We start from the raw sequence: 23,481 nt of genomic DNA on the forward strand, positions 1-23,481 counted from the left end.
AAAGTAAACCTCAGAATAGAAGACAAAACGGAGAAGATTTATCGGATTGCTAAAAACACAATAAAAGTATCTTTAATTTAGATGTTGATCTACTCAGTAAGAACAGCGTAATAAAAATGGAAAACACTAACTGGAGTAACAAGATTTAGATAATACAGGAAAAAGCTCAGGGATATCTTAATCTAAAGATAAAGCTTAAAGTGAAACTAGCAGAGCTAAAGAGCTAAAAGAAAGACGATAGAGATCTAATTCTGATAATCAATCAGTCATAACTAAAGTACATAAAAATCTTCCGTTCAAGGACTTTCAGCTTTAAAGCAACAGAACGTTAACTCAACTATTCAGCGACTCATTATCTGCAGCAAGTACTGACTCATGCATCATTTCCGAAATAGTTGGGTGAGGAAAAATCGTAGATTTTATATCAAGATCTGTTACTTCTATCTGCTTTGCAAGGACAAAACTGCTAATTAATTCTGTTACTTCTGCTCCTAACAGGTGAGCTCCAAGGAGCTCACCTGTTCTTTTATCTATCACTGTTTTCACTAACCCATCAGTCTCACCGAGCACAATAGATTTACTACTAAAATCAGAATGAAATTTTCCTATCTTTATATCATATCCATCTTTGATTGCTTGTTCTTCAGTTAGACCAACACTCGCTATTTGCGGATAAGAGTAAGTACAATTTGGTACGCACTCTTTTTTAAATACGTGGACATCTTTACCAGCAATCTTCTCAACGCAGACCATAGCTTCACGACTTGCTTTATGTGCTAGACATGGCGGGCCAGCTACATCACCTATTGCATATACATTCGGTTCACACGTTTCATACCATTCATTTGTTTCAATAAAGCCAGAAGAACTTAATTTAACTTTTGTATTCTCTAAACCTATATTTTCAGTATTTGCCTGAACGCCAACTGCAACAATTACTCTATCGAATTCTTTGTTTTTACCGCTACTTAGCTGCACTTGAACAGAGCCTTTATTTTTAGTTATAGTCTTTACACTATTGTTTGTATATATTTTTATTCCCTGTCTCATAAATATTTCTTGTGCTAAACCTGAAATATCCTTATCTTCTAACGGTAAAATAGTGTTTTTTACTTCTATAATTGGGACATCAACTCCTAAAGTACTATAGAAACTCGCAAATTCTACCCCAATTGCACCAGATCCTATAATTAACAACGATTTTGGTAACTTGTCTAGAGCTATAGCATGCTGAGCATTCCATATTAAGTCTCCATCTACTTCTACTCCAGGCAGATTTCGTGCTCTTACACCTGTTGCTAAAATAATACGCTTAGAAGAAATCTTGTGTTCTCCATCACCACTAGAAATCTTTATAGTACGATTACCTACAAGGTTACCAAAACCCTGTAGACTTTTATATTATTTTTTCTCATTAAATATACAATACCGCTCGACAGTTTATCAACAATATTTTTTGAGTATTTCACTATTGATTGTATATCAAAACTCACATCCTTCACTTTTATACCAAATTCCTCCGCTCTTTTTATGAGCCTATAGGCTTCGGATGTCCTAAGTAACGATTTTGTCGGTATACATCCCCAATTTAAGCATATACCACCTAAATTTTTTTCTTTTTCAATAACTGCAGTTTTAAACCCAAGCCGCACCGCTCTAATTGCCGCTATATAGCCGCCAGGGCCACCACCTACAACTGCTATATCATATTCATCCACTGTTTTTTCATATTCAAAGATTATGTATAGCAGATGAAACCAGTGTAATCAATGGCGTCACTTTCTACCGTCCAAATAACTAATTAGTATTCAGATTCCTTCAGTTATAAGAGCAGAATTAAAAACTGCTGAAATAAACTCCGCCAGTCTCTTTATCATGATAACAAGAGCATTTAGTTATCTTTAATCTGAATAAATTGAACAACGAAAGTATTACATAGCTGTGTCTTACATCTAATTTTATATGCTATATATACTTTATATCTAGTTTCAGGATTTTATTATATAATTTGAAGCATACTTATAAAGTAGTTAAGACAGTATAGAACATCAGATTACAAGGTTAGAAAATAATTAACTATTACGAGATTTCTCTTATCTTCTTTCTTTATTTAATAAATCTCTTAATATATATAGTTAATAATTATATAAACGTTGAAATTACAAAATCAATCCCTACTAATAAGGTGTCATATCAGCACTTCTATGACGCTATTCCAGTTGTTCTTATGAAACCACCTAAGTAGCTGAAGCTGAGAGGGGTATAGCATAAAAAGCTACTATATTTATATACTTCTAAGTAAACACAATAGAGTTCTATACATAGGTATCACGTTGAATTTAGTTAAACGAAGTTTTGGAACATAAGAACAAGGTCATTTCTAGCTTGATATTGAAGTATGGTGTGTAAAATTAGTTTGCTTTAAAAAATTTCAAAAACATGAACTCAGCTTTTAATAAAGAAAAACTACTAAAAAGAAAAGGTTTATGATTATGATAAAGGTGGCTTAATAGGGTCAGTTTCTGTATTTTTCAAAAATAATAAAGTTAAAGTGTTGCTAGCACACAATATAGTATTATTGAGAAATGCTACCTGCGTAATCAAGTAATAGAAGACTGTAGTGTCTGTCGCTGTTTTACGGTGGTTTTCACTACCTTAAGTATAAGATATATTATCATGCATTTTCTTTAACGCTTTATACTAGGCAGTGTTTATGTAGTTCTTAATGTTTTTTCATTGCTGGCACTATAAAGGTTACATTTTCACACAAAAAAAGAGCCTTTTCTGAATTTACTGAAGTTATTACTAAAAAAATTGTTAAGTTAAATGCTGAAGGTAATCCTTAGGAAATTTATGATATACTGATTTAACTCATAGGTGTCAAAAAAAGTTCTTTTTTAAAAAACCTAAGTTATACTTATAAACACTTGATATCTTTTATATAATTATGCCAAATTTTAAAAACAATTCTTACCTTTACAGTGATAATATGAAATTTGTGGAGGAAATGTATAGCCGTTACTTGCAAGGTGATAAATCAATCGGGGAAGATTGGTACAGAACCTTCTTAGTTAACTTAGAAGTTGATAAGTGCTGTAGTATACAACATCTGATTAAAGTAGATGACTCAGTTTCCAATTCGGTAAATTTTTTCAGATCTTACGGTCATTTTTTTTCAGACCTCAATCCTTTATCACCAAACGTGAATGAGGAAATAGATTACCAGAAATATTCAAATTTCTCTCTAACACGTGATACTAGAGTTTATAGAGATATTTACTGTAAAAATATTGGTTTTGAATTTATGCATATTTCCTCTTACAAGGAGAGAATGTGGCTGCAGGAAAAAATTGAAAATCAGGTTTATACACTAAGCTCGCAAGATAAAAAGGAGATACTGAGGCACTTGATTGAATCTGAGATGTTCGAGCAGTTTCTTCATACAAAATTCCCTGGACATAAGCGTTTCTCTATTGAAGGTGGAGAATCAGTTATTGTCGCAATAGAAAAGATCATTGGTAATTCCATAGCTTTTGGGATTGAAGAAATAGTTTTTGGTATGGCTCACCGCGGACGAATCAACGTTTTAACCAAAGTTATTGGGAAAGAATATGCAGCAATGCTATCTGAATTTCAAGGCAATCTTGCATATCCAAGTGACCTTAAGATGTCTGGTGATGTCAAATATCATCTCGGTTACTCATCTGATCGCATACTTGCTAATGGCAAGAAAATACACTTGAGTCTATGCCCTAACCCATCTCACCTCGAAGCAGTAAATCCAGTTCTGGTTGGAAGAGTGAGAGCTAAACAAAAAACGAAGTCTGTGCTCGGGGTATCAATTCATGGTGATGCAGCTTTCGCAGGTCAAGGAGTGGTTGTTGAGACCTTGGCCTTGAGTAATATTAAAGGTTATAAAGTGGATGGAATCGTGCATATTGTCATTAATAACCAAGTTGGGTTTACTGCCAATCCATGCTGCGCACGGTCATCTTTTTATTGTACTGACATGGCAAAATTAATAGAAGTACCAGTATTCCACGTAAGTGGAGATAATCCAGAAGCTGTAAGTTTTGTCACAAATCTAGCGATGGAATATAGGCAAAAGTTTAAAAAAGATGTGGTGATCGACATAATATGTTACCGTAAACATGGTCACAATGAAGGTGATGAACCAAATCTCACTCAGCCTCTCATGTACAAGGTAATATCAAAGCATAAAACTCCAGGAACGCTGTATGAAGAGAAGTTAACTGCAGAAAGAGTGCTAAATAGTGATGAAGTAAACAAACTACGTAGCGAATTTAGGGCAAAATTAGATAAAAGCCTCACTGAATCAGCGATTTATACTCCAAAGAAAGCTGATTGGTTCGGTGGATTGTGGTCAAAACTTAGAAAAGCAAGGCTAAATGATTTAAACGAATACTATACAGATTCTGGTGTACCATCAGATAAGCTAAAAAAACTAGGTGTACATATAAATAGCAATATACCAAATAGTTTTAACATTAATAATAAAGTTAAAAAAATACTCGATAGCAGAATAGACAGCATAAGTTCTGGTAGTAATATAGATTGGGCAACAGCTGAAAGCCTTGCATTTGCATCACTACTTACAGAAGGAATAGAAGTGCGTTTGTCAGGACAAGATTCTGGTCGTGGAACTTTTTCACATCGTCATTCAAAACTCGTTGATCAGGTAACAGAAGAGGTGTTTACTCCATTGAATGATATAAACAAAGAACAGGCTCACTTTGAGGTTATAGATAGCACTTTATCAGAGTATGCTGTAATGGGCTTTGAATATGGATATAGTCTTGACTCCCCGTATTCATTGGTGCTCTGGGAAGGACAGTTCGGTGATTTCGCAAATGGTGCGCAAATTATAATCGACCAGTTTATTGCGTCAGCAGAAACAAAGTGGTTGCGATCCAGCGGTCTAGTTCTACTTTTGCCTCATGGTTATGAAGGGCAAGGACCTGAACACAGCTCTGCGCGTATAGAGAGGTTTTTGCAGCTCTGTGCAGAAGATAATATGCAAGTAGTTAATTGCTCTACTCCGGCAAATTACTTTCATGTTTTGCGCAGACAGATCCATCGAGACTTCCGTAAGCCTTTAGTAGTGTTTACACCTAAATCGTTATTACGTCACAAAAGAGCAGTTTCTCACCTATCTGACTTTGAAGGAAGATTTCTCACGGTAACTCCGGAATATAGAGTAAGCTTAGTTTCAGATGACAAGATACGCAAAGCCATAATATGCAGTGGTAAAGTTTATTACGATATAATTGAAGCATGTGAGATACAAAAAATAAATGATATAGTAATAATACGATTAGAGCAATTTTATCCATTTCCTGCTAATAAACTAAGCAATGAGCTTGGAAAATATAAAAACGCTGAAGTTGTATGGTGTCAGGAAGAACCAAAAAACATGGGAGGGTGGTTTTTTGTTAATCCGTTGATAGAAGAAGTATTGCTCAATCTCGATGTTCAAGCAAAAAGACCTAAGTGTATAGCAAGACCTGCTGCTGCATCTCCTGCATGCGGTTATGTTAATGTTCATATTCAGCAACAAGAGGAAATTTTAAAGCAAGTTATCAAGTAGTATTTGCTGCTTTCAAAGTACTAATGAGAAAGCTATCTAGATTTCAATTTCATAAAAGGAACATTACTTCGCTATTACTATAATAATTATCAATAGAAAACATCTAAATAGTCTTCTGTATCACAAAGCATATAGGTATCCAAAAATTCAAAGCTTGCAGTGATTATTGTTCCCTTTTACTGGTAAGTTTACTTACCTCACGAGTAACTTACTAAATATTCGCTTTTTTTTCACCATTTAAGCGAATCTTTACTGCATCATGTATATATTTTCTTAATTATGCACATATGTGCTTATTTATCTTTTTCATTAGCATAAGGTTTTAAATCAGTTAACAAGAAGCTTTTTACTTTCTCCTATTCTATTTTTATGAACGAAACCAATTGATATTGCGCTGTTCACAACCATTATAAGTTGTGCACGTCAGTAAGTAGAAAATTCTAGCTCTCTAGTAAAACTATAAGATATATTTTCTGGAAATCTAATTCTATAAATGAAACATATCTGTCTCATAAAGATAAAGTTGAAGTAATTCAACTAAAGGAAAGGTGTATAAGCACTACAACTTTGGAACATCCTACATCTACATAATAAGTAACTAAATTACAGCTACCTAGCCTGATACTAAAACTGCTGTTGCTTACTATCATTTACACACTTAAGCTTACTTGTACTGTCAAACAAAAAAATAAAGTTTTGTAGCAAATTATAACTAGTTTTGCTTATGGCTTAATTCATCCACTTTCTTGCGTAATACATTCAAATTAGTTACCCCTACAAACAGACTATCCCCAATTATTAAAAGAGGTGTACCACCTACTCCTAATTCCTTTACTAAAAGTTTACTATTGTTTATCGCTTGCTCAATTTTGTCTGCATTACTTTTCATAGAATTATCAAAATCACTTTCATTAACCCCTATATTTTTCACTATATTTAATACAGTTTCATTTGAAAATTCTCCCCTATAACTTAAGGCAGCATAATAAAAATCGAAATATTTTTCTTTATCAATGAAATAGACAGCTAAAGCACCTCTTGCTGCCTTTAAAGAGTTATTACCAAGTATTGGAGTATCCCTGAAAATATACTTAATTTTACCGTCATTAATCAACTGTTTGATATCGTCCTTCATGACTTTACAATAGCTACAAGAATAGTCAAAGAACCACACAGCTATAATTTTACTATTTTTGTTTCCTGAGTAAGGATAAGCCGAGTCAAATATTTTGTTTTTATATTGTAAGATTTTATCTTTAGTTGCATCATCCAGGGTAGCATAACTACTTCTAATTGACTCCTTTCGGAAAGTTTTTATAATCTTATCAAAGTTTCTACTCACATAGTTATTATCTATTCCCTTACCGATACAATCATTGTTTAAGGTTTGGTTGCGATATGAAAGCCAATTGCTTATTACTGGCAAACTTACTACTGTAAACATAAAAATCAATAAAAATTGTATTCTAGACATATACTTACTAAATAATCTACAACATGAAGTTTTTAGCACATATTTACTTATATATCAAAAGAAGAATCTATGTTAAGATATAAAAACATTCGTATTAAGTGTATTTTATAGTCAGTTTTACTGTAAGTACAAGCTTTACGCACAATGAAATTTAGATATATTATCACGAATTTATCAAAAGATTTGGTGATGCAGGTAGTTAAAGCTCTCTAGAGTGACCAATTATGAAATTGCTCTACCTTTCACTGCTATATATAGTAATTATAGACGTCGCAATAAAAAGTTGACTATTTTATAATCGCGGAACACAATTTTAACATATGCTGCAGTAAATTATATGAGTGGGCTAATAATTGCTAGAGAAAAAGAAACGGCTACTTTAGAAAATAAGTTTTTCCCAATTTGCTAAGTTCGTTGCAGAATATAATTGACGTCGTGTGGAAAAACGTAAACCACTTTTAGCAAAATTAATGTAATCCTACTTGAGTAAACAGATCTTAATAAATACAATTTAAAGGCATAGTTTGAGGTCCTATAAAATTATTGTCTAGGGTTTTTCATGATGGCATAAGAATTGCTGTACCTAAAAAACTGGGTGGATGTGTTATGTCATTTACCTCTTTTGATTGATAAATATGGAAATGGATAAGCTGTGATATTTTTTTAATGAGTTGCTATAGTTTGCTACGTAAAAATCTGATTATTAATAGTACTGAGCATTTTTGAATGTGTATTAGATATATCAAAAAACCATATATTAATTATTTGTGACTCAGCAGTTTCTTAGATATTTAAAAATTAATATATAATAAAAGAAACTACATAATCGTATTACTGCAAAAATAAGTTTGAAGTCTTTTGACTCACGTGAAACTAAAAAGTATTTTAGATGTTTAAAAGTCAATTTCAACCACCAACAGGTACTACAGATTTATGTAATAACGGAAAAAATACTACATTACCTAAAAACAATAAGTAAATGATTGTTAGTGATTCAAAATATTAATGAGGTCCATTTGAAAAATGAATGGTTTGCTGTTCAATGAATTTAATATGCTGTTTACCCTTTATATGAAGATGTAAAGAACCAGAAACGTATATAAAATTTATATGACTATAAAGAGGTCAAAAGGAATTAGCAAAAAGAGATAATAAAAGCAACTAAAATCACTGAAGGTGGTGCTACTTGAGTACTAAATCAAGGAGTTTAGAAAAAACAGGATTTATTAGATGTTTTTTACACTGAATAAAGCAATAAGAAAAACACATTATAGTATAATGGATGAATATGTGCTATTTTTTTCAGCATGAATTAAACCATTCAGAGAAGAGATGAAAAAGGTAGTAACAATGGGCATTCACTATCAGAAATTAACAATAAAAAACAGCCTGCAAATGCAGAAAAACAAGTATTTTAAACAGTATATTTTAAATATGTCAATATAATTGTAAAAAAATTAATATAAAAGCATATAGGATTTATATGTAGAAAATCGACAATATCAGTATCGATATAAAATACAGTTAAAGAATCTGGTGTTTAAATAGGTCTAGCTTTTGATCGAAAAGATATGCATAATACTTTATGAAATAAGCATAGCAATAAGCCTTATAGTACAAAGGAGTTTATTAAATATTGAAGAGAAAAAGAAGTAGTTTGTGTGGAGAAAATGAAATCAAAGAAGTAAATATTCTGGATATTAATTACTGCAAGCAGGATTTACAAAAATCAATTAAAAAATGCAATATATTACGTAATTACACTAGAAGATTTGCTTTAAGTTATGTATAACAACCTACGCGACTTTATTAAAGCCTTAGAAGAAAAAAAGGACTTGATTAGAATCAAGGAAGAGGTTTCGACAGTTCTTGAAATGACAGAAATTCACCGTAGAATTCTGTTAAATAATGGACCAGCTATCATTTTTGAAAATGTTGTTACAGAAAACGGCAAAAATCCAATTCCTGTTCTAGTGAATTTATTTGGCACTATCAATAGAATAGCTTTAGGTTTGAACATAAATCCTGGTAAACTAAGAGATCTGGGTAAATTTTTAGCATTTTTGCAATCTCCTGAGCCACCAAAAAACTTCAGAGATACTATAAAAATGTTTCCTTTATTAAAAGCCGTATTATCGATGCGAAGTAAAGTAGTGAGCAAAGCCCCATGTCAAGAGGTAGTGCTGACTGGGGAAGAGGTGAACCTTGCATTACTACCCATTCAGACATGTTGGCCAAATGAACCTGCACCGCTTATCACTTGGCCGATTGTGGTAACAAAAGGACCAACGGAAAACAGACAAGATAATTTCAATCTTGGTATATATCGCATGCAGGTCATAGATAAAAAAACGACTTTGATGCGTTGGCTTACACACCGTGGTGGGGCAAGTCATCATAAACGATGGAAAGAAGAAAGGCGAAACACAAAATTTCCTGCTGCTGCTGCGATTGGTGGTGATCCTGCAACACTTATTGCTGCAGTAATTTCATTACCAGAAACATTGTCAGAATACCAATTTGCTGGACTGCTGCGAAAAAAGCCCATCGAACTTGTAAAGTGTAAGACTATACCACTTCAAGTGCCAGCTCATGCAGAGATTGTTTTAGAAGGCTACGTGAGTTTGGATAAATATCAAGATGAAGGGCCGTACGGAGACCACACCGGCTATTACAATTCTGTTGAGCAATTTCCTGAGTTTAACATTACTGCAATTACTATGCGTAAAAATCCAATTTATTTCAGCACTTTCACTGGCAAGCCACCAGATGAACCATCAATCCTTGGCGAGGCACTTAATGAAATTTTTGTGCCAACTCTTATCAATCAATTTCCAGAGATAGTAGACTTTTATCTGCCACCAGAAGGGTGTTCTTATAGAATAGCAGTAGTGTCAATCAAAAAATCTTATCCAGGACATGCAAAAAGAATTGTTATGGGAATATTTTCCTTTCTAAAACAGTTTTTATACACAAAATTTATTGTAGTTGTTGACGATGATATAAATATCCGTAATTGGAAAGAGGTAACATGGGCAATATCAACGAGAATGGACCCTGTGCGTGATACTATCATGATAGAAAATGCACCAATTGACTATTTAGATTTTGCCTCTCCTGAAAGTGGACTTGGAAGCAAAATGGGATTTGATGCAACAAACAAAATCCCACCTGAAACTAAACGGGAGTGGGGAAGAAAAATTGAAATGAGTGAGGAAATAGTAAGGAAAGTTACGCAAAAGTGGAAGGAATATGGATTGATAGATTATAAACTATAATGTAGTCCTATGCTTTTGGTGTGCTTGTGAGGCTTTTATACCTTTTATCTTTATTAATATGCTTTTCTCTGTATTATTATGCAGGCCCTATATTTTCACCCTGTCCAAGAGCTACAGTTTGCTTTTCACCTGAAGAAGATTGTACTACGCCAATAATTAATGAAATAGATCGATCTAAAGAATCTATTTTAGTTCAAGAGTACACATTTACTCTTGAAACAGTTGCGGATGCTTTGATTAAGGCTAAAAAGCGTGGTGTTGATGTCAAAGTCATCTTAGATAAATCGCAACTTTATTCAAAATATAGTGTAATAAATGAATTATCTGCAGGTGGGATACCAGTTTGGATTGATGATAAACCTAAGATTGCTCATAATAAAATAATAATCATTGATGATCAAAGAGTCATCACAGGATCATTCAATCTTAGTAGAACAGCTGAAAAAGGTAATGCCGAGAACCTACTAATTATTGAAGACTATCCTGAACTAATTCAACAATATGTGAAAAACTGGGAAACACGACAGTCTCAATCTTACAAATATACTTTCTAGGTACTGCCAAAAAGTAGATATTTTAGTTAATTAATGTAATAATAATGTCAAAGATTTACTATGCATCTTTTTCATGAATTCTACTACTTCCCAAAGTTCAAACCTGTTTTATTATATTCATTATGTCCTTGTTTAACAATTAATACATCGTTTTTACACTATAATTATCAATTTCTATATTCTCCAATATTGTAGCTTTTACTAATAATAAACCTTTTACAGCTTTTTCCTCCTTTTTTATCAACCCTATTATAGTTGACGAGATTTTACCTATTTTTTCATTAAAAAAATTCCTTGAACTTTTTTGATTAATAAACTGCTCTTTTTCATTATGTAGGCTACTCACTTTTTTATTAAATTTAAGAAACTTACATTCTCTACAACATTTTCTTAACCTAACAAACATGGTACTAAGACCTATATATAATCTAACTTTAAAAAAGTCTACTTAAACATTTTTTTTAACTGATTAATTTCATCAGCAAAATTTGAGTCAGTCCTTATAAAATTTTCTATCTGTTTTACTGCATGTATAACAGTAGCATGGTCTCTACCACCAAAGCTCCTTCCAATATCTGGAAAACTTTTTTGTGTAAACTTTTTAGCAAAATACATAGCTACCTGCCTCGGCCTTACAAGAGCACGGAGTCTTCTATTAGAGTGCATATCTGCAACTTTTATATTAAAAAACTCAGCTATCTTTTTTTGTATTTCTGCTATTGTAATTGGCTTATGATTTGATCTAAGAAGATCTGCTAGAGTTTCACTGGCTGATTCTACTGTTATACTTCTTCCGATCAATGAAGTATGGACAACTTTATTTAAGGCTCCCTCTAATTCTCTTATATTAGATTTTATGTTTTTTGCTAGAAATTCTAGGACATCATCTGGAACGTATATATTCATTTGTTCCACCTTGATCTGCAATATACCAAGTCTTAATTCAAAAGTCGTTTCATTAATATCTGCTACCAACCCCCAACCAAGACGGGATTTTATTCTCTCCTCTACTCCGTCAAGATCACTAGGAGATCTATCAGCTGATATAACCAATTGCTTATTTTGGTCTATCAATGCATTAAAAGTATGAAAAAACTCTTCTTGCGTACTATCTTTACCACTAATAAACTGCACATCATCTACCATCAATACATCTACCGATCTAAATTGTTCTTTAAACAACATGATATCTTTACTCCTTAGTGCTGTAATATATTGGTACATGAATTTTTCCGCTGATAAATATACTACTTTTCTTTTTGCTGGAAGAGAATTGACTATGTACCAAGCTATAGCATGCATTAGGTGTGTTTTACCAAGCCCTACCCCGCCATATAGAAACAAAGGATTGCTACCTGATATTGGATCTATTATAGACTCTGCCACACGTTTCGCAGCCGTAAACGCTAGCTCATTTGGCTTTCCTACTACAAAGTTATCAAAAGTAAATCTCGGATCCAGTGGTGAACCAAGGCTATGATTATTACTCTCCTCCTTACTCTTTGCTATAGCATTAGAACTTAAATCCTTTTCCTCCCCGGTTACTCGAATATCAACAGAACGTATATTTTTATCCTCACTTTGCCATAAAGATAGTATCTTCTCCATATAATGAACTGTAATCCACTCCTTTATAAACCTTGTTGGTACAGATAACAAAACTTCTTCATTGCTACTACTGACAAATCTAAGTGAACTTAGCCAGCTGTTATATGTCGCCTTCCCATAAAGATTATAAAGACAATTCTGGATTTTTTCCCAAGTAACATTGTGATCTGTTACTGTAACAACTTGGTCAAAAAACATAGCAGAAACCTTAGAGTTAATTAAGCTCATACACTACACCAAGAAAAAAAGTAAATAATCAGAAAAACAAAAGGTAATCAATAATTTTGTTGCAAAGTGAAAAGCTAACACTACTCAATACACACTAAAAATTATGGTGATTTTTGATGAGTTGTAAAGGGTATAAAAGCACTAAAATTAAATCTTATTTTCTTTCAATAAATGAACTCCACTTATCCTTAAGTGCTTAGTAGTGTACTAAAAAAACAATAATATATCATATATAAATATAGTATTGAATGTATTGGCAAAAAAGTAAAGTGCCAGTATAAATATAACTAACTTAATATAAACTTACTGAAATAAATTCATGAATATATTAAGTAATTTAAACTATTATATTCAATTTGGTATTGAGCTAGAATTTTATATCGAAGGAATAGAGAAAGAGTGCTTATTTCTCAGTAATGCTAAAGACAAAATAGCCTTACTTGGTTTTTTCTGTGAAAAAGAGACCTCTATACACCAATATGAGATAAAAAGTAGTTGTTATACGAACTTTAATGACTTAATTAAACACTTTGAGTTAGTAAAGGGATTAATTACTGAAGCAGCACAAAAACTTGGTGGTAATACTTCCTTTAAAGCAAAACCTTACTTAGACAGAGCAGGTAGTGCATTAAATGTGCATGTTAACTTAGTTAATTTACATAACAGCAACTTATTTTATTGCAGTGAACAAAAGTACAGTGATTTCTTGATTTATAGTATTGGTGGATTATGTGCTATGATGAAAAAAGATATGTTATTCTTTGCTCCTAACAATGATTCATATCTCAGATTTCAGTACCCAGATATTCACACCCCAACTACAGTCAGTTGGGGTGTGAATAATAGAACTGCTGCAATTAGGACTTTAAGTTCCAGCAGTAAATGTCGCTTAGAACACCGCGTTCCCGGAGCAGATTGCAATCTTGAAAAAGTACTTATAGCTATAATTGAAGGTATCATTTTTGGGATAGAGAATAAAATCATCCCACCAAATAGAGTATACGGAATTGCATCTGACCCCCAGTATAAGATGGAAAGTTTAATATAAGTCTCAACCATTTTACTACCATATAGGTATTATATTTACTTAAAAAGTAAACTAATTAAATCATATTTTTAAATATTTTACATACTGTCATGTTAAACACATTTCTTTACTCCATCTTTTCCACTTATTGCTTATTGTTTCTTTTAATTCTTCGTTATACTGTAAAGATAACACCCGTCTTCTATATGTAAGTTAAACATTACATTTAAAGATGTCTACCGGACAAACCTTTTACCATTCACTGTAATATCATACGCTGACTATGTTTACATTTACATCAGTTTTTCAAAAAGTGCGATTTTTTTCCCTTTTAAAAACTCTTTAATTTTTCCCTCAGCTACTCTACGAGTTACTTCTAACTAATTTTCTAATACCACTTCCTCTTCTTTTAGTTTACTAAACTCTTTCTCTAACCTTTCTCATAATTTTTGATTTTCTAACTCCAGTCTGTTACGTACTATAAAGTAATTTCTGTTTAAACTAACAAATCATTATCAGTAGTAGAAGTAAGATTACTACCAACATACTTTTAGATATGACATCAAACAATAATATAGAATTAGATCCTTTACTTTTTATTAATATCATACACTTTTTTATTAATTTTTTATCTTCTCTTGACAATAAGGCATGATTCTCACCTTATTTATAATCATAATTCAAGTTAAAACCACCTTCTCTTTCTTGCTATAAAATAGCACTAACCTTAATCAGCTCACTTCTATTACAGCCAATAAAGATTAGCACTGAAGATTTTATCTACTTTAAAGTTTCTTCATAGTAAATTCAAAAAACTACTTTTCTAATACCTGCTTGTAACTTCCCACTTTTTTTACTAATTCTATCTAATTACCTACAGTTTCTCAAAAAGTCCTCACTTTTCCATTTATTATTCTAATTATATATTTTTATTTAAAAATTTTATTGATTATTAGATTATAAACACACCACTCAAGATTTTTTTAATATAGTAGTGAAGCTCTTTTTGTTTTTCATAAATCATCAAAGGAGGATCTTGTCTACTAAATTTTGTTGTGTAAAATCTTCTACTATCCCACTCGCTCAATAACAAACGTAATTCTCCATAATTGATAAAGCCAGGTGTTATATAAAAATCTTCTACAAGATTATAATGCTTTTAGTTCTTTCCCATGCAAAGATCCACTCTCTCCTATTTTCACCAATACTACTCATAAGTAACTTAATATTATCATAATCTACCTTAAGCTTTTTTGCATCATTATATTCAGTGAATATAATTCATTATTTAATTTTAACAAGTTGTTTATCCCATTTGAAATAAGAACTACTCTAAAGTATGAAACAAGATCATCTTCTAAAAAGATTACTTACTTTTTCCACACTCACTGCTTTACTTTTCTCTACCTCATTAGTCACAGCAAATAACCTACCTCAAAATAAACAATCATACTTTAAAGCTAACAAACCTTCTTTATATTAACTTTGATTATAAATCTTAACTAAGTTGAAAATAACTACAAGTGTTAAACTTGAATTTAACTCTTTCACTCCTCTCCACATACTAAATTAACCATTGCTATAAATTTATAGCACAAAGCCATTTTAACTAACAAACTCACACTAAAGGTAACACAAATACTTTTTCGTTAAACAAGCAATTTTTACTGGGTAGTAGTTAATTAAGATATAAGAACTCTTTCAGAAAGTTTAAAATCCCTAAGCTTAATAACATCCTCCCTTTTTGGACTGGTTGAAATTAAATGAATTGGTACACCTATTAATTCCTCTACTCTTCTTATATATCTTATTAAATTTGTAGGTAACTCTTTAACCGACCTTTTGCCCTGAATTCTTTCTTTCCAGCCAGGAAATTCTTCATATATTGGCTCTAATTTTCCCTGTATTGCATGTGATGCAGGTAAATAATCGTACACCCTTCCATTGTACTCATAACCAGTACATATTTTAATTCTATCAAAAGAATCAAGAATGTCTAGCTTAGTTAATACAACACTTGAAACTCCAGAGAGTTGTACTGCTTGACGTACTAAAACTGCATCAAACCAACCGCAGCGTCTTTTCCTATTACTTACTGTTCCAAGCTCCTTACCTATAGAAAATAAGCTATCTCCTAGTTCATTTTTTTGTTCAGTAGGAAATGGACCGTTGCCTACTCTTGTAGTATAAGCTTTTGCTACACCGATAACATAAGCATTGGAAGAGAATCCTGAACCTGTTATTGCTTGCGATGCCACAGTATTGCTTGAAGTAACAAAAGGATATGTCCCATGATCAATATCTAAAAATGTGCCTTGAGCGCCCTCAAATATTATTTCCTTGCCTTCTTTTATGAGATCGTTCAATATTCTCCATACTGGTTTCTTATACGGAAGAATTTTTTTTGAGACTTCTTCAATTTCCTTTAATATTTCCCCTTTTTTTGCTACCTGACAGCTTAAGCTCCTTCTGATAGCATTGTGGTAACTTAAAAGAGTATCAATCTTTCCATTAAGCTCATCTGTATTTTCTAAGTCGCAAAGGCGTATAGCTCTTCTTCCAACCTTATCTTCATAACATGGTCCTATTCCCTTGTTTGTTGTGCCAATTTTATGATTCCCGTTTAAATTTTCAAACAACTTTTCCTTGTCCTTATGTACACTGAGTATTAATGGGCAGCTTTCAGAAATCATCAAATTGTTAGGGTTGACATCTATTCCTCTAGTTTTTAATAACTCTATTTCTGAGATTAGGGCATGTGAATCAAGAGCAACACCGTTTCCTATAATGGATATCTTGCTTGTCCTTAAAATAGCAGAAGGCAGCAAATTTAATTTATAAACTTCACCATCTACTACTATAGTATGCCCTGCATTATTTCCCCCCTGGAATCTAACAACCACACCAGCGTTCTCAGAAAGATAGTCTACCATTTTACCTTTTCCTTCATCACCCCACTGTAAGCCGACAATTACAATGTTATTCATCAATACCTTCTGATCAACATGTAAATATTAATGCAGTACACTACAAATGACAAGGATAAAATAAACCTACTACTGCATAGCTATATAATAAACTTTTAGTAAAGTGTATTTAAAAATTTCTCGACAAATTATGTAGCCCTTTTATCATAAAGCTGAAGGTATTTAATTATCTCTAATTTCTGCAGATTAAAACAACAAGAAACTCTCATCTCAATGTTGAATAAAATACTTAGAGTTTCAAAATCCAGAAAGATACCTCTTATATAGAATCTACAAAAACTGATAGTTTATTGTATAAAAAACAATAAAGATCTTCATATAGAAACAACCTGCATGTGGAAGTGGCGAAAAAGCTCAAAATTTCTTGATAGAAATTGCTATAGAATTAACTTCCGTTGATAGAAAAAATCAACGAGCAAGAACCAAACGTGCTGATAATCTTTCTTCTACTGAAATAAAACTGTGTAATAGATATTTGATAAAAAATTTTTCATAAAATCTCCAAAAGCAGCATTTCAACCAGTTATAGCTAGCGTTAGTATAATATTATTACAAGTAGCATCGTATTGTACATCGTAGAAGTGCATATACATATAGTATAAAAACAGTTACATGAAAGCTGATCAGCTCTCTTAGACTTTACATTGTATATTGCCATAAATACTAATCTCGAAAAAGTAGAAGACATCGAACAATTTACTACTCACCTTTTTTGAACCCAACATAGTATAGTATGGTTTATTGAACACCCTTTTTTCATAAAAAGACTCTAAATTTTCTCTTCATTTCTCTGGGCAAGATTACAAATAGCTATTTAATAGAGCTAATATTATATGCTACTTTATCTTCCAGAACACTTAATTTAACACTAGACTTTGATCTCGTATATTCAATGTCACTTAGAGTAATAATTCTAATTGTCAATGCAGTAGCTATAGTTATACTAACTATAGTCAAAAATATTGATAATATTAGATAAAGTATCTGTAATTATCTTTAATTTTTTAAAAAAAAATCAACTCCCCGTAATAATCTTCATCATCATGAATTACAAAAAAAACAAACATTGATACTTACGCAGTAGAGCTAAGAATTTCGATTATATCTAAATTGATAAAAATAACTTACAGTAAATCATTTTTTAGAGCGTTTTACAATATGGTGAGCTTCTTTTTTATTTTCTTTAATCGTCTTAATAGCTCTCCTAATTATATATTTTTCTGTTAGTGATAACTTTGCTCTAGTAAACAGTACATACAATGATTTATTGTACTAATCCTTTTGTCCTTGTGTCAAACTTTCATAATCAGGCATATAATTTTCGTATTAAAAACAACATAATTTAATTATTGTACGATTTATATAAAAAGTTAGCAAATTATAAATTATAGGCGACAGATTTTATACTTAAAAAGTATTATACATGTCGTCTGTTATGGTTACTATCTATCCGTAACAGAAAAACGAAAAATACTTTACCAGCGTTTAGTAACTCTCCGCAGGACTGTTAAAATCTCTTTAATTGCTGTAATGAGGAAAATCATCGTTTATTTAAATACCACAACAAAAAATAATAACCTTTATCTTGATACTTAAACAGTAGATCTATATGCTAGGCACTGTAATCTAAATGCAGTCACTTAATTAAAATTAAGTTTTCCGTATTTTAGGTATCAGCTATTCTTATGAAAGAATTTTCACTTCAATATTTATATATTAATCACACTTTTGAATAAATACCTTTTTATCTTAGTTAGGCTTTGACTACCTCTCGTTATTAGGCTTAAGAATACTTTTTAGTATATTCAAGTAAACAGTATATAAGAAGTGCAGTTGTAGAACATGCAATTGTTAACAGTGCATTTGACAAAACGCAGTAAGAAAAAAACTTCCCTATTATATATATTCCGATAGCTCCGAACATCATATTACAAAATGAGAGAACTCCACTGCCAAGTCCTATACCTTTAATTGTTTCCAACGCAGAAGTTACATTATTACTTATTACAAGTGCAAGACCTATATTACTTGGAATCCAAATAATTTGAAGAACAAACATACTTAATTTGTTTATAGAGTAAAAATACGCCAATAAACTCTCAGGTATTATTGGCAATATTAAACCTATTATTAACATTCGGCTAACACCTATTTCTGGCACACACTTTCTATTAACCAAAGCTCCGATTATGAAAAATATAACTATGATTGATATGAAATAACCGAAATACTGTACTTCAACACCAATAGACTCAAATATGAAAGGGTAGTTAGCAACATACGCCCAAAGCCACATAAAAGTTAATCCATGAATAGCCGAAAATCCAAGAAAACGATAATTTCTAAACATCGATATATATTGCTTGAAAATATCAACAAGCAAATTAGCTATACTAATTTTATTTTTACTTACAGCAAGTGTTTCTTGTAACTTAAAGTAAATAAAAATAAGCATAATAATTGCTGCTAGTGATATAATAAGAAACAAAAATTTCCAGTTATATCCGTGTGAAATTATATAACTACCTACCACTGGTGCTATTCCAGGTGAAAGTGCTACCACCATATTTAATTTTGAAATCATCCTCGAATACTCACTACCTGAGTATATATCTTTTATTGCTGCATACCCAACAACACCTGTAACACCAGCTCCTATTCCTTGTATAAAGCGAATTAGTATTAAGAGCACAATATTATTAACCATACAACACATAATACTCGCCAAAGTAAAAACTGTCATACCAATTAGCATGATCGGACGCCTACCATAATAGTCAGATAGCGGACCATAAATTAGTCCAGATATCGCAAATCCAACTAAGTTTAAGCTAATAGTAAGCTGCACTACACTGCCTTCTACCTTAAAATGATTAGCAATACTCGGTAATGCGACTAAATATAGGTCAGTTGCTATATCGGCAATTGCTACAGATAGTATCATGATAAGAGAGATAATATTTTGTATTGCCACTTAATTGCTTCGCTGAGCTACAGAAGCTTTATTATAATAAATTTTCCCTAATCAGTACATTAGTTTATCACTACTAGAACTGAAGATAGCTATTCGAAGGATAACTTTGCCTAAGAAGAAGTGGAGAAAAAGAAAAGAGTTTTCTCTGAGATAAAGAGTCAGCTTAAACAACAGAAGTAAAGAAACACTGAAATTCACCTCAGTCAAGGTCTTTGACATATAAATCTTACCTAAACCCCATAGCGTAACGAATAAAGCGTTTTTTGAGGAAATTTGAATTTTCAACTACCATTAAGCCAAGATTTCTCAGTGTTTTAGCGCAAAATACTCTGTTAGAAAAGATCCTATTTAACCAATCAGTTGCAAGCGCCATAGTAAAATTATCACAATATCTATCACATGAAATTTTTTTCAATAAGTAACTACTACCAATGTCAATACCATATGCTTTTACAGCAGTTATTTGCTTTATAATACTTTCTATATCTCTAATTCCAAGATTAAGTCCTTGACCTGCAACAGGATGAATCAAATGTGCTACATCACCGATAAGCAAAACTCTGCTTTTATACAATCTTTTCGCAAAAGCAAAACTCAAAGAATAAGATTTTCTTCTACCCTCTAATCTAATTTCCCCCAAATAAGAGCCAAATCTTTTTTTGAGCTCTATGATAAATTCTTCTTCAGCTAAGTTCATTAGCATTTTAGAAACTTCAGATTTTTCTGTCCAAACTATTGAAGAAGTATGGCCACCCTTCATTGGCAAAATTGCGAACGGACCACCAGGAAAAAACCGTTCTACAGCTAAATTTTGGTGATTCAATTCATGTTTTACATTAAATACTATGCTATTTTGCTTGTAATCAAATTTCATTACCGGTATAGAAAATAACTCCGGTAATTTAGAGTTTTTACCCTCAGCACAGATAAGTAACGACGATATTAATTTCTGGTCATTATCGAGAATAACCTCTACATATCCTGCATCACAAATAATTGTCTTATAGGAAAGTGGAGAATATATGTTTAGCTTTTTCAAAAAATTATTATTGATTGCATCCCATATAGCAGTATTGCTGATAACATAGCCCATTGGTTCTTCACTAACTATTTTATGATCATAATGTACAGTAACCGGACTATTCTCATCTAGTATGAATATATCAAGTATAGGTTCTGCTTCACTTTCTATGATCTGCCAAATTCCTAATTTTTCCAATATTTTTCTCGAACCTTGAGAAATAGCAAATACTCGATTGTCATTAATTACATGCTGTAGATTACTTTTTTCAATCACAGCTACAGATACAGAGTTATTGCTGAGACCAATGGCAGCAATAAAACCAAGTAACCCACCACCTGAAATAATTACATCATAATTCATTTGCTGACCTTTAAATTACATCCTACCTACTTTAAAAAAGTTTAAACAACCTTTATAGATTGCATATAAAAGACCCCATATCTTTAGCAATGTTTTTATAAATCTTCATCAAATTCTCACTTAACATCAGGGGATTTCCACAATCAGAAGCACTGCATATCTGTGGATCTAAAGGAACTCTGCCCAAGAGCTTTATTCTTAATTCCTCAGATACTTTTCTTATGCCACCTTTTCCAAAAACATACATTTTTGAGTTACCTTGAATAAAATAACTCATATTTTCTACAATACCAATAACTGGTACGCTGAGCTTTGTAAACATGTCGTAAATTCTACGGGCCTCAATCAAAGCAAGCTCCTGCGGAGTTGAAACTATCACCGCTCCAGTTAAGTTAAAATTTTCCATCAGACTTAGATGTACATCACCAGTTCCAGGTGGTGTATCAATTATTAAATATTCTATATCCAACCATTTCGTTCCCATTAGCAAATTGTAAAGTACTTTTGTGACCATGGGTCCACGCCATATTGCTGCACGATCTTTATCAATAAAATAGCTAATTGAAATAGTATGTAACCCATACTTTTCTATAGGTATTGCTTTGCCATCCTGTATTTTCGCCTTTAATTTTTCAGCACCAAGCATTTTAGGAACTGAAGGACCATATATATCTGCATCAACTAATGCAACTTTATGTTTCAATTTTACTAATGAAAGAGCAAGGTTTATTGCAACTGTAGACTTACCTACTCCTCCTTTACCAGAAGCTACAACAATTATATTTTTTACCCCATCAATATGTAGTTTAACTCTCTGCTTTATAGCTTGTTTTTGATTAGTAGCAACTATAGTCACCTTTCCTACCCCTAGTATGGCCTTAACAATTTGCTCACAACTTTTTCTCAATTCTTCATTCGGTGTTTGCATGTCACCAAAAATTTCAAGAACAAAACTAACATTTCTACTACTATTAATAAGAATTGAGGATACTATACCAACACTTTCCTCTACTATGACTTTTTTTAAATTCTCTTTTACAATTCCTTAATTGATCATTAAATATACTTAATATCACCTAGTATATACTGTACGAACAGTATAGCTTAAAGTCAATTTCTATCTATCATCTAACAATGGGAGAGAACAGATATAAATAAGCTTAACTACCTGGACACAAGCTTTACCGTTATATAACTTCTTAAAAATATTTCCTTTCTTTCTGGAGAAAGTATAATGAGGTGAGTATTGCAACACATACTCTAAACAAAGTTTCTAATACCATAATCTACAAGGAGGCTTTATAATAAGAAATTCTTCTGCTGCCACTATCAACAAAAATACAGGAGAAAAACGTTATGTTTTTCCTGATCATAAGAGGTTTTTAACGCAGTTAATAAATAGAATAATCACAAGATAGAGAATAAAATATAACTACCTTTAGTAGCACAACTCAAGCGAACCTAGATCTATACATAAATATATTCACTTTTGGACACTTAAAAAGTATAAGAGACTTACTTGATGCTTAAAACTGGGATATATAGTTAGTGGATTTTCAATTTAGCTCTACATGTTTTTTATCCATGAAGTAGGACATTAATTGTAAAAAGAGTTAAAGTATTAAAACAAGCAGAATTATGGGAAATTAGTTTAGTATCTTTTCTGCAAATTTGACCTGTTCAGGTAGTTAATGTGAAGGGTTAAGATAATAAATAAAGGTATTAACAAAACAATAAAAAGGCCTGATATATTTATAAACATATACATTTCTACTTAAAGCTTGTTGTATAAAGGATAAGATTCATACTGATAGTCTTTAAACAGTAGATGAAAGCATTCAATTTGATTAAAAAACCTGAAGCTGCAGAAAAAGAGAGTGAGGTAATGAATGAAGATGAAGAAATTTACTCTACAGTAAGATAGATTTACTGAAAAGATTATTCTAGCATCGGAGTAGATAATAAAGAAGCAGGTAATGAAAATTGATTAGTTTAGTGCGATCATTATAAAATTTACAAAGATGGTAATAAAAATTAAATGAACAATTAGAGAATGTAAGTCAGGAATTAGAACTTGAACGTTTATAAAACATTTCCTTTAAAAGGAGAAAATAAAGAATTTTAATCTGGTAGTTAAAAATTTTAAAAAAAAGTTGAAAAAGTAAAAAATACACAATAATAGAAAAATAGATTCTATCAAGAAAATATGAAATTAGTAGCTCAAAGCAAAGAGGTTTAAAAAGCATAAACTTAATTTATCTCATGAAACAGGAGCTTACAAATAGAACTAAATCATGAAAAAAGTAAGGTCAAAAAGCAAAAAGGTATCATATCTAAAAAGGATAATCAGATAAAAAAA

The 23,481-nt window shown here is 31.7% G+C and carries 12 protein-coding genes and 1 pseudogene; 5 read left to right on the forward strand and 8 right to left on the reverse strand.

Going from position 1 to position 23,481, the window contains the following annotated elements; all coding sequences use genetic code 11:
* Positions 1-333 precede the first annotated feature (333 nt).
* Positions 334-1,718: pseudogene (gene lpdA / locus WOVOC_RS04190) on the reverse strand (dihydrolipoyl dehydrogenase).
* Between the two features lie 564 nt (positions 1,719-2,282).
* Here lpdA and WOVOC_RS04760 point away from each other — a divergent pair.
* Together WOVOC_RS04760 and WOVOC_RS02030 are read left to right on the forward strand one after the other, a co-directional pair.
* Positions 2,283-2,366 (forward strand): GIY-YIG nuclease family protein, encoded by an 84-nt coding sequence (locus tag WOVOC_RS04760; RefSeq protein WP_410543194.1) that lies wholly within the window; start codon positions 2,283-2,285, stop codon positions 2,364-2,366.
* A gap of 581 nt (positions 2,367-2,947) precedes the next feature.
* Positions 2,948-5,608 (forward strand): 2-oxoglutarate dehydrogenase E1 component, encoded by a 2,661-nt coding sequence (locus WOVOC_RS02030; RefSeq protein WP_025264158.1) that lies wholly within the window; start codon positions 2,948-2,950, stop codon positions 5,606-5,608.
* Between the two features lie 712 nt (positions 5,609-6,320).
* On the opposite strand, the gene WOVOC_RS02035 is transcribed toward WOVOC_RS02030, so the two are convergent.
* On the reverse strand, positions 6,321-7,082 hold the full coding sequence (locus WOVOC_RS02035; RefSeq protein ID WP_025264159.1) for a DsbA family protein: 762 nt from the start codon (positions 7,080-7,082) through the stop codon (positions 6,321-6,323).
* A gap of 1,784 nt (positions 7,083-8,866) precedes the next feature.
* Here WOVOC_RS02035 and WOVOC_RS02045 point away from each other — a divergent pair.
* On the forward strand, positions 8,867-10,360 hold the full coding sequence (locus WOVOC_RS02045; protein ID WP_014869245.1) for a UbiD family decarboxylase: 1,494 nt from the start codon (positions 8,867-8,869) through the stop codon (positions 10,358-10,360).
* A gap of 26 nt (positions 10,361-10,386) precedes the next feature.
* A complete protein-coding gene (locus tag WOVOC_RS02050; RefSeq protein WP_025264160.1) occupies positions 10,387-10,914 on the forward strand; it encodes a phospholipase D family nuclease in 528 nt (175 codons plus the stop codon).
* 139 nt (positions 10,915-11,053) lie between these two features.
* Here the strand turns inward: WOVOC_RS02050 and WOVOC_RS02055 are convergent, their stop codons facing one another.
* A complete protein-coding gene (locus tag WOVOC_RS02055; RefSeq protein ID WP_025264161.1) occupies positions 11,054-11,320 on the reverse strand; it encodes a hypothetical protein in 267 nt (88 codons plus the stop codon).
* Positions 11,321-11,358: 38 nt separating this feature from the next.
* On the reverse strand, positions 11,359-12,750 hold the full coding sequence (gene dnaA / locus WOVOC_RS02060; RefSeq protein WP_025264162.1) for a chromosomal replication initiator protein DnaA: 1,392 nt from the start codon (positions 12,748-12,750) through the stop codon (positions 11,359-11,361).
* Positions 12,751-13,069: 319 nt separating this feature from the next.
* On the opposite strand from dnaA, the gene WOVOC_RS02065 reads away from it, so the two are divergent.
* The gene (locus WOVOC_RS02065; protein WP_025264163.1) at positions 13,070-13,798 is read left to right on the forward strand and encodes a type I glutamate--ammonia ligase; all 729 of its coding nucleotides are present in this window, start codon (positions 13,070-13,072) and stop codon (positions 13,796-13,798) included.
* Positions 13,799-15,459: 1,661 nt separating this feature from the next.
* Here WOVOC_RS02065 and WOVOC_RS02070 read toward each other — a convergent pair.
* From WOVOC_RS02070 to WOVOC_RS04195, 4 genes are all read right to left on the reverse strand, one after another.
* Positions 15,460-16,764, reverse strand: coding sequence for an adenylosuccinate synthase (locus WOVOC_RS02070; protein ID WP_025264164.1), 1,305 nt, complete (start codon positions 16,762-16,764; stop codon positions 15,460-15,462).
* 1,783 nt (positions 16,765-18,547) lie between these two features.
* Entirely contained in the window at positions 18,548-19,738 is a 1,191-nt protein-coding gene (locus tag WOVOC_RS02075; RefSeq protein WP_458695116.1) for a multidrug effflux MFS transporter, read from the reverse strand.
* A 226-nt stretch (positions 19,739-19,964) separates the two neighbouring features.
* A complete protein-coding gene (ubiH, locus tag WOVOC_RS02080; RefSeq protein WP_025264166.1) occupies positions 19,965-21,122 on the reverse strand; it encodes a 2-octaprenyl-6-methoxyphenyl hydroxylase in 1,158 nt (385 codons plus the stop codon).
* A gap of 52 nt (positions 21,123-21,174) precedes the next feature.
* Positions 21,175-22,050, reverse strand: a complete 876-nt coding sequence (locus WOVOC_RS04195; RefSeq protein ID WP_410543188.1) for an Mrp/NBP35 family ATP-binding protein — start codon at positions 22,048-22,050, stop codon at positions 21,175-21,177.
* Between the last annotated feature and the right edge of the window lie 1,431 nt (positions 22,051-23,481).

This window comes from Wolbachia endosymbiont of Onchocerca volvulus str. Cameroon, assembly GCF_000530755.1.
Classification (GTDB): domain Bacteria; phylum Pseudomonadota; class Alphaproteobacteria; order Rickettsiales; family Anaplasmataceae; genus Wolbachia.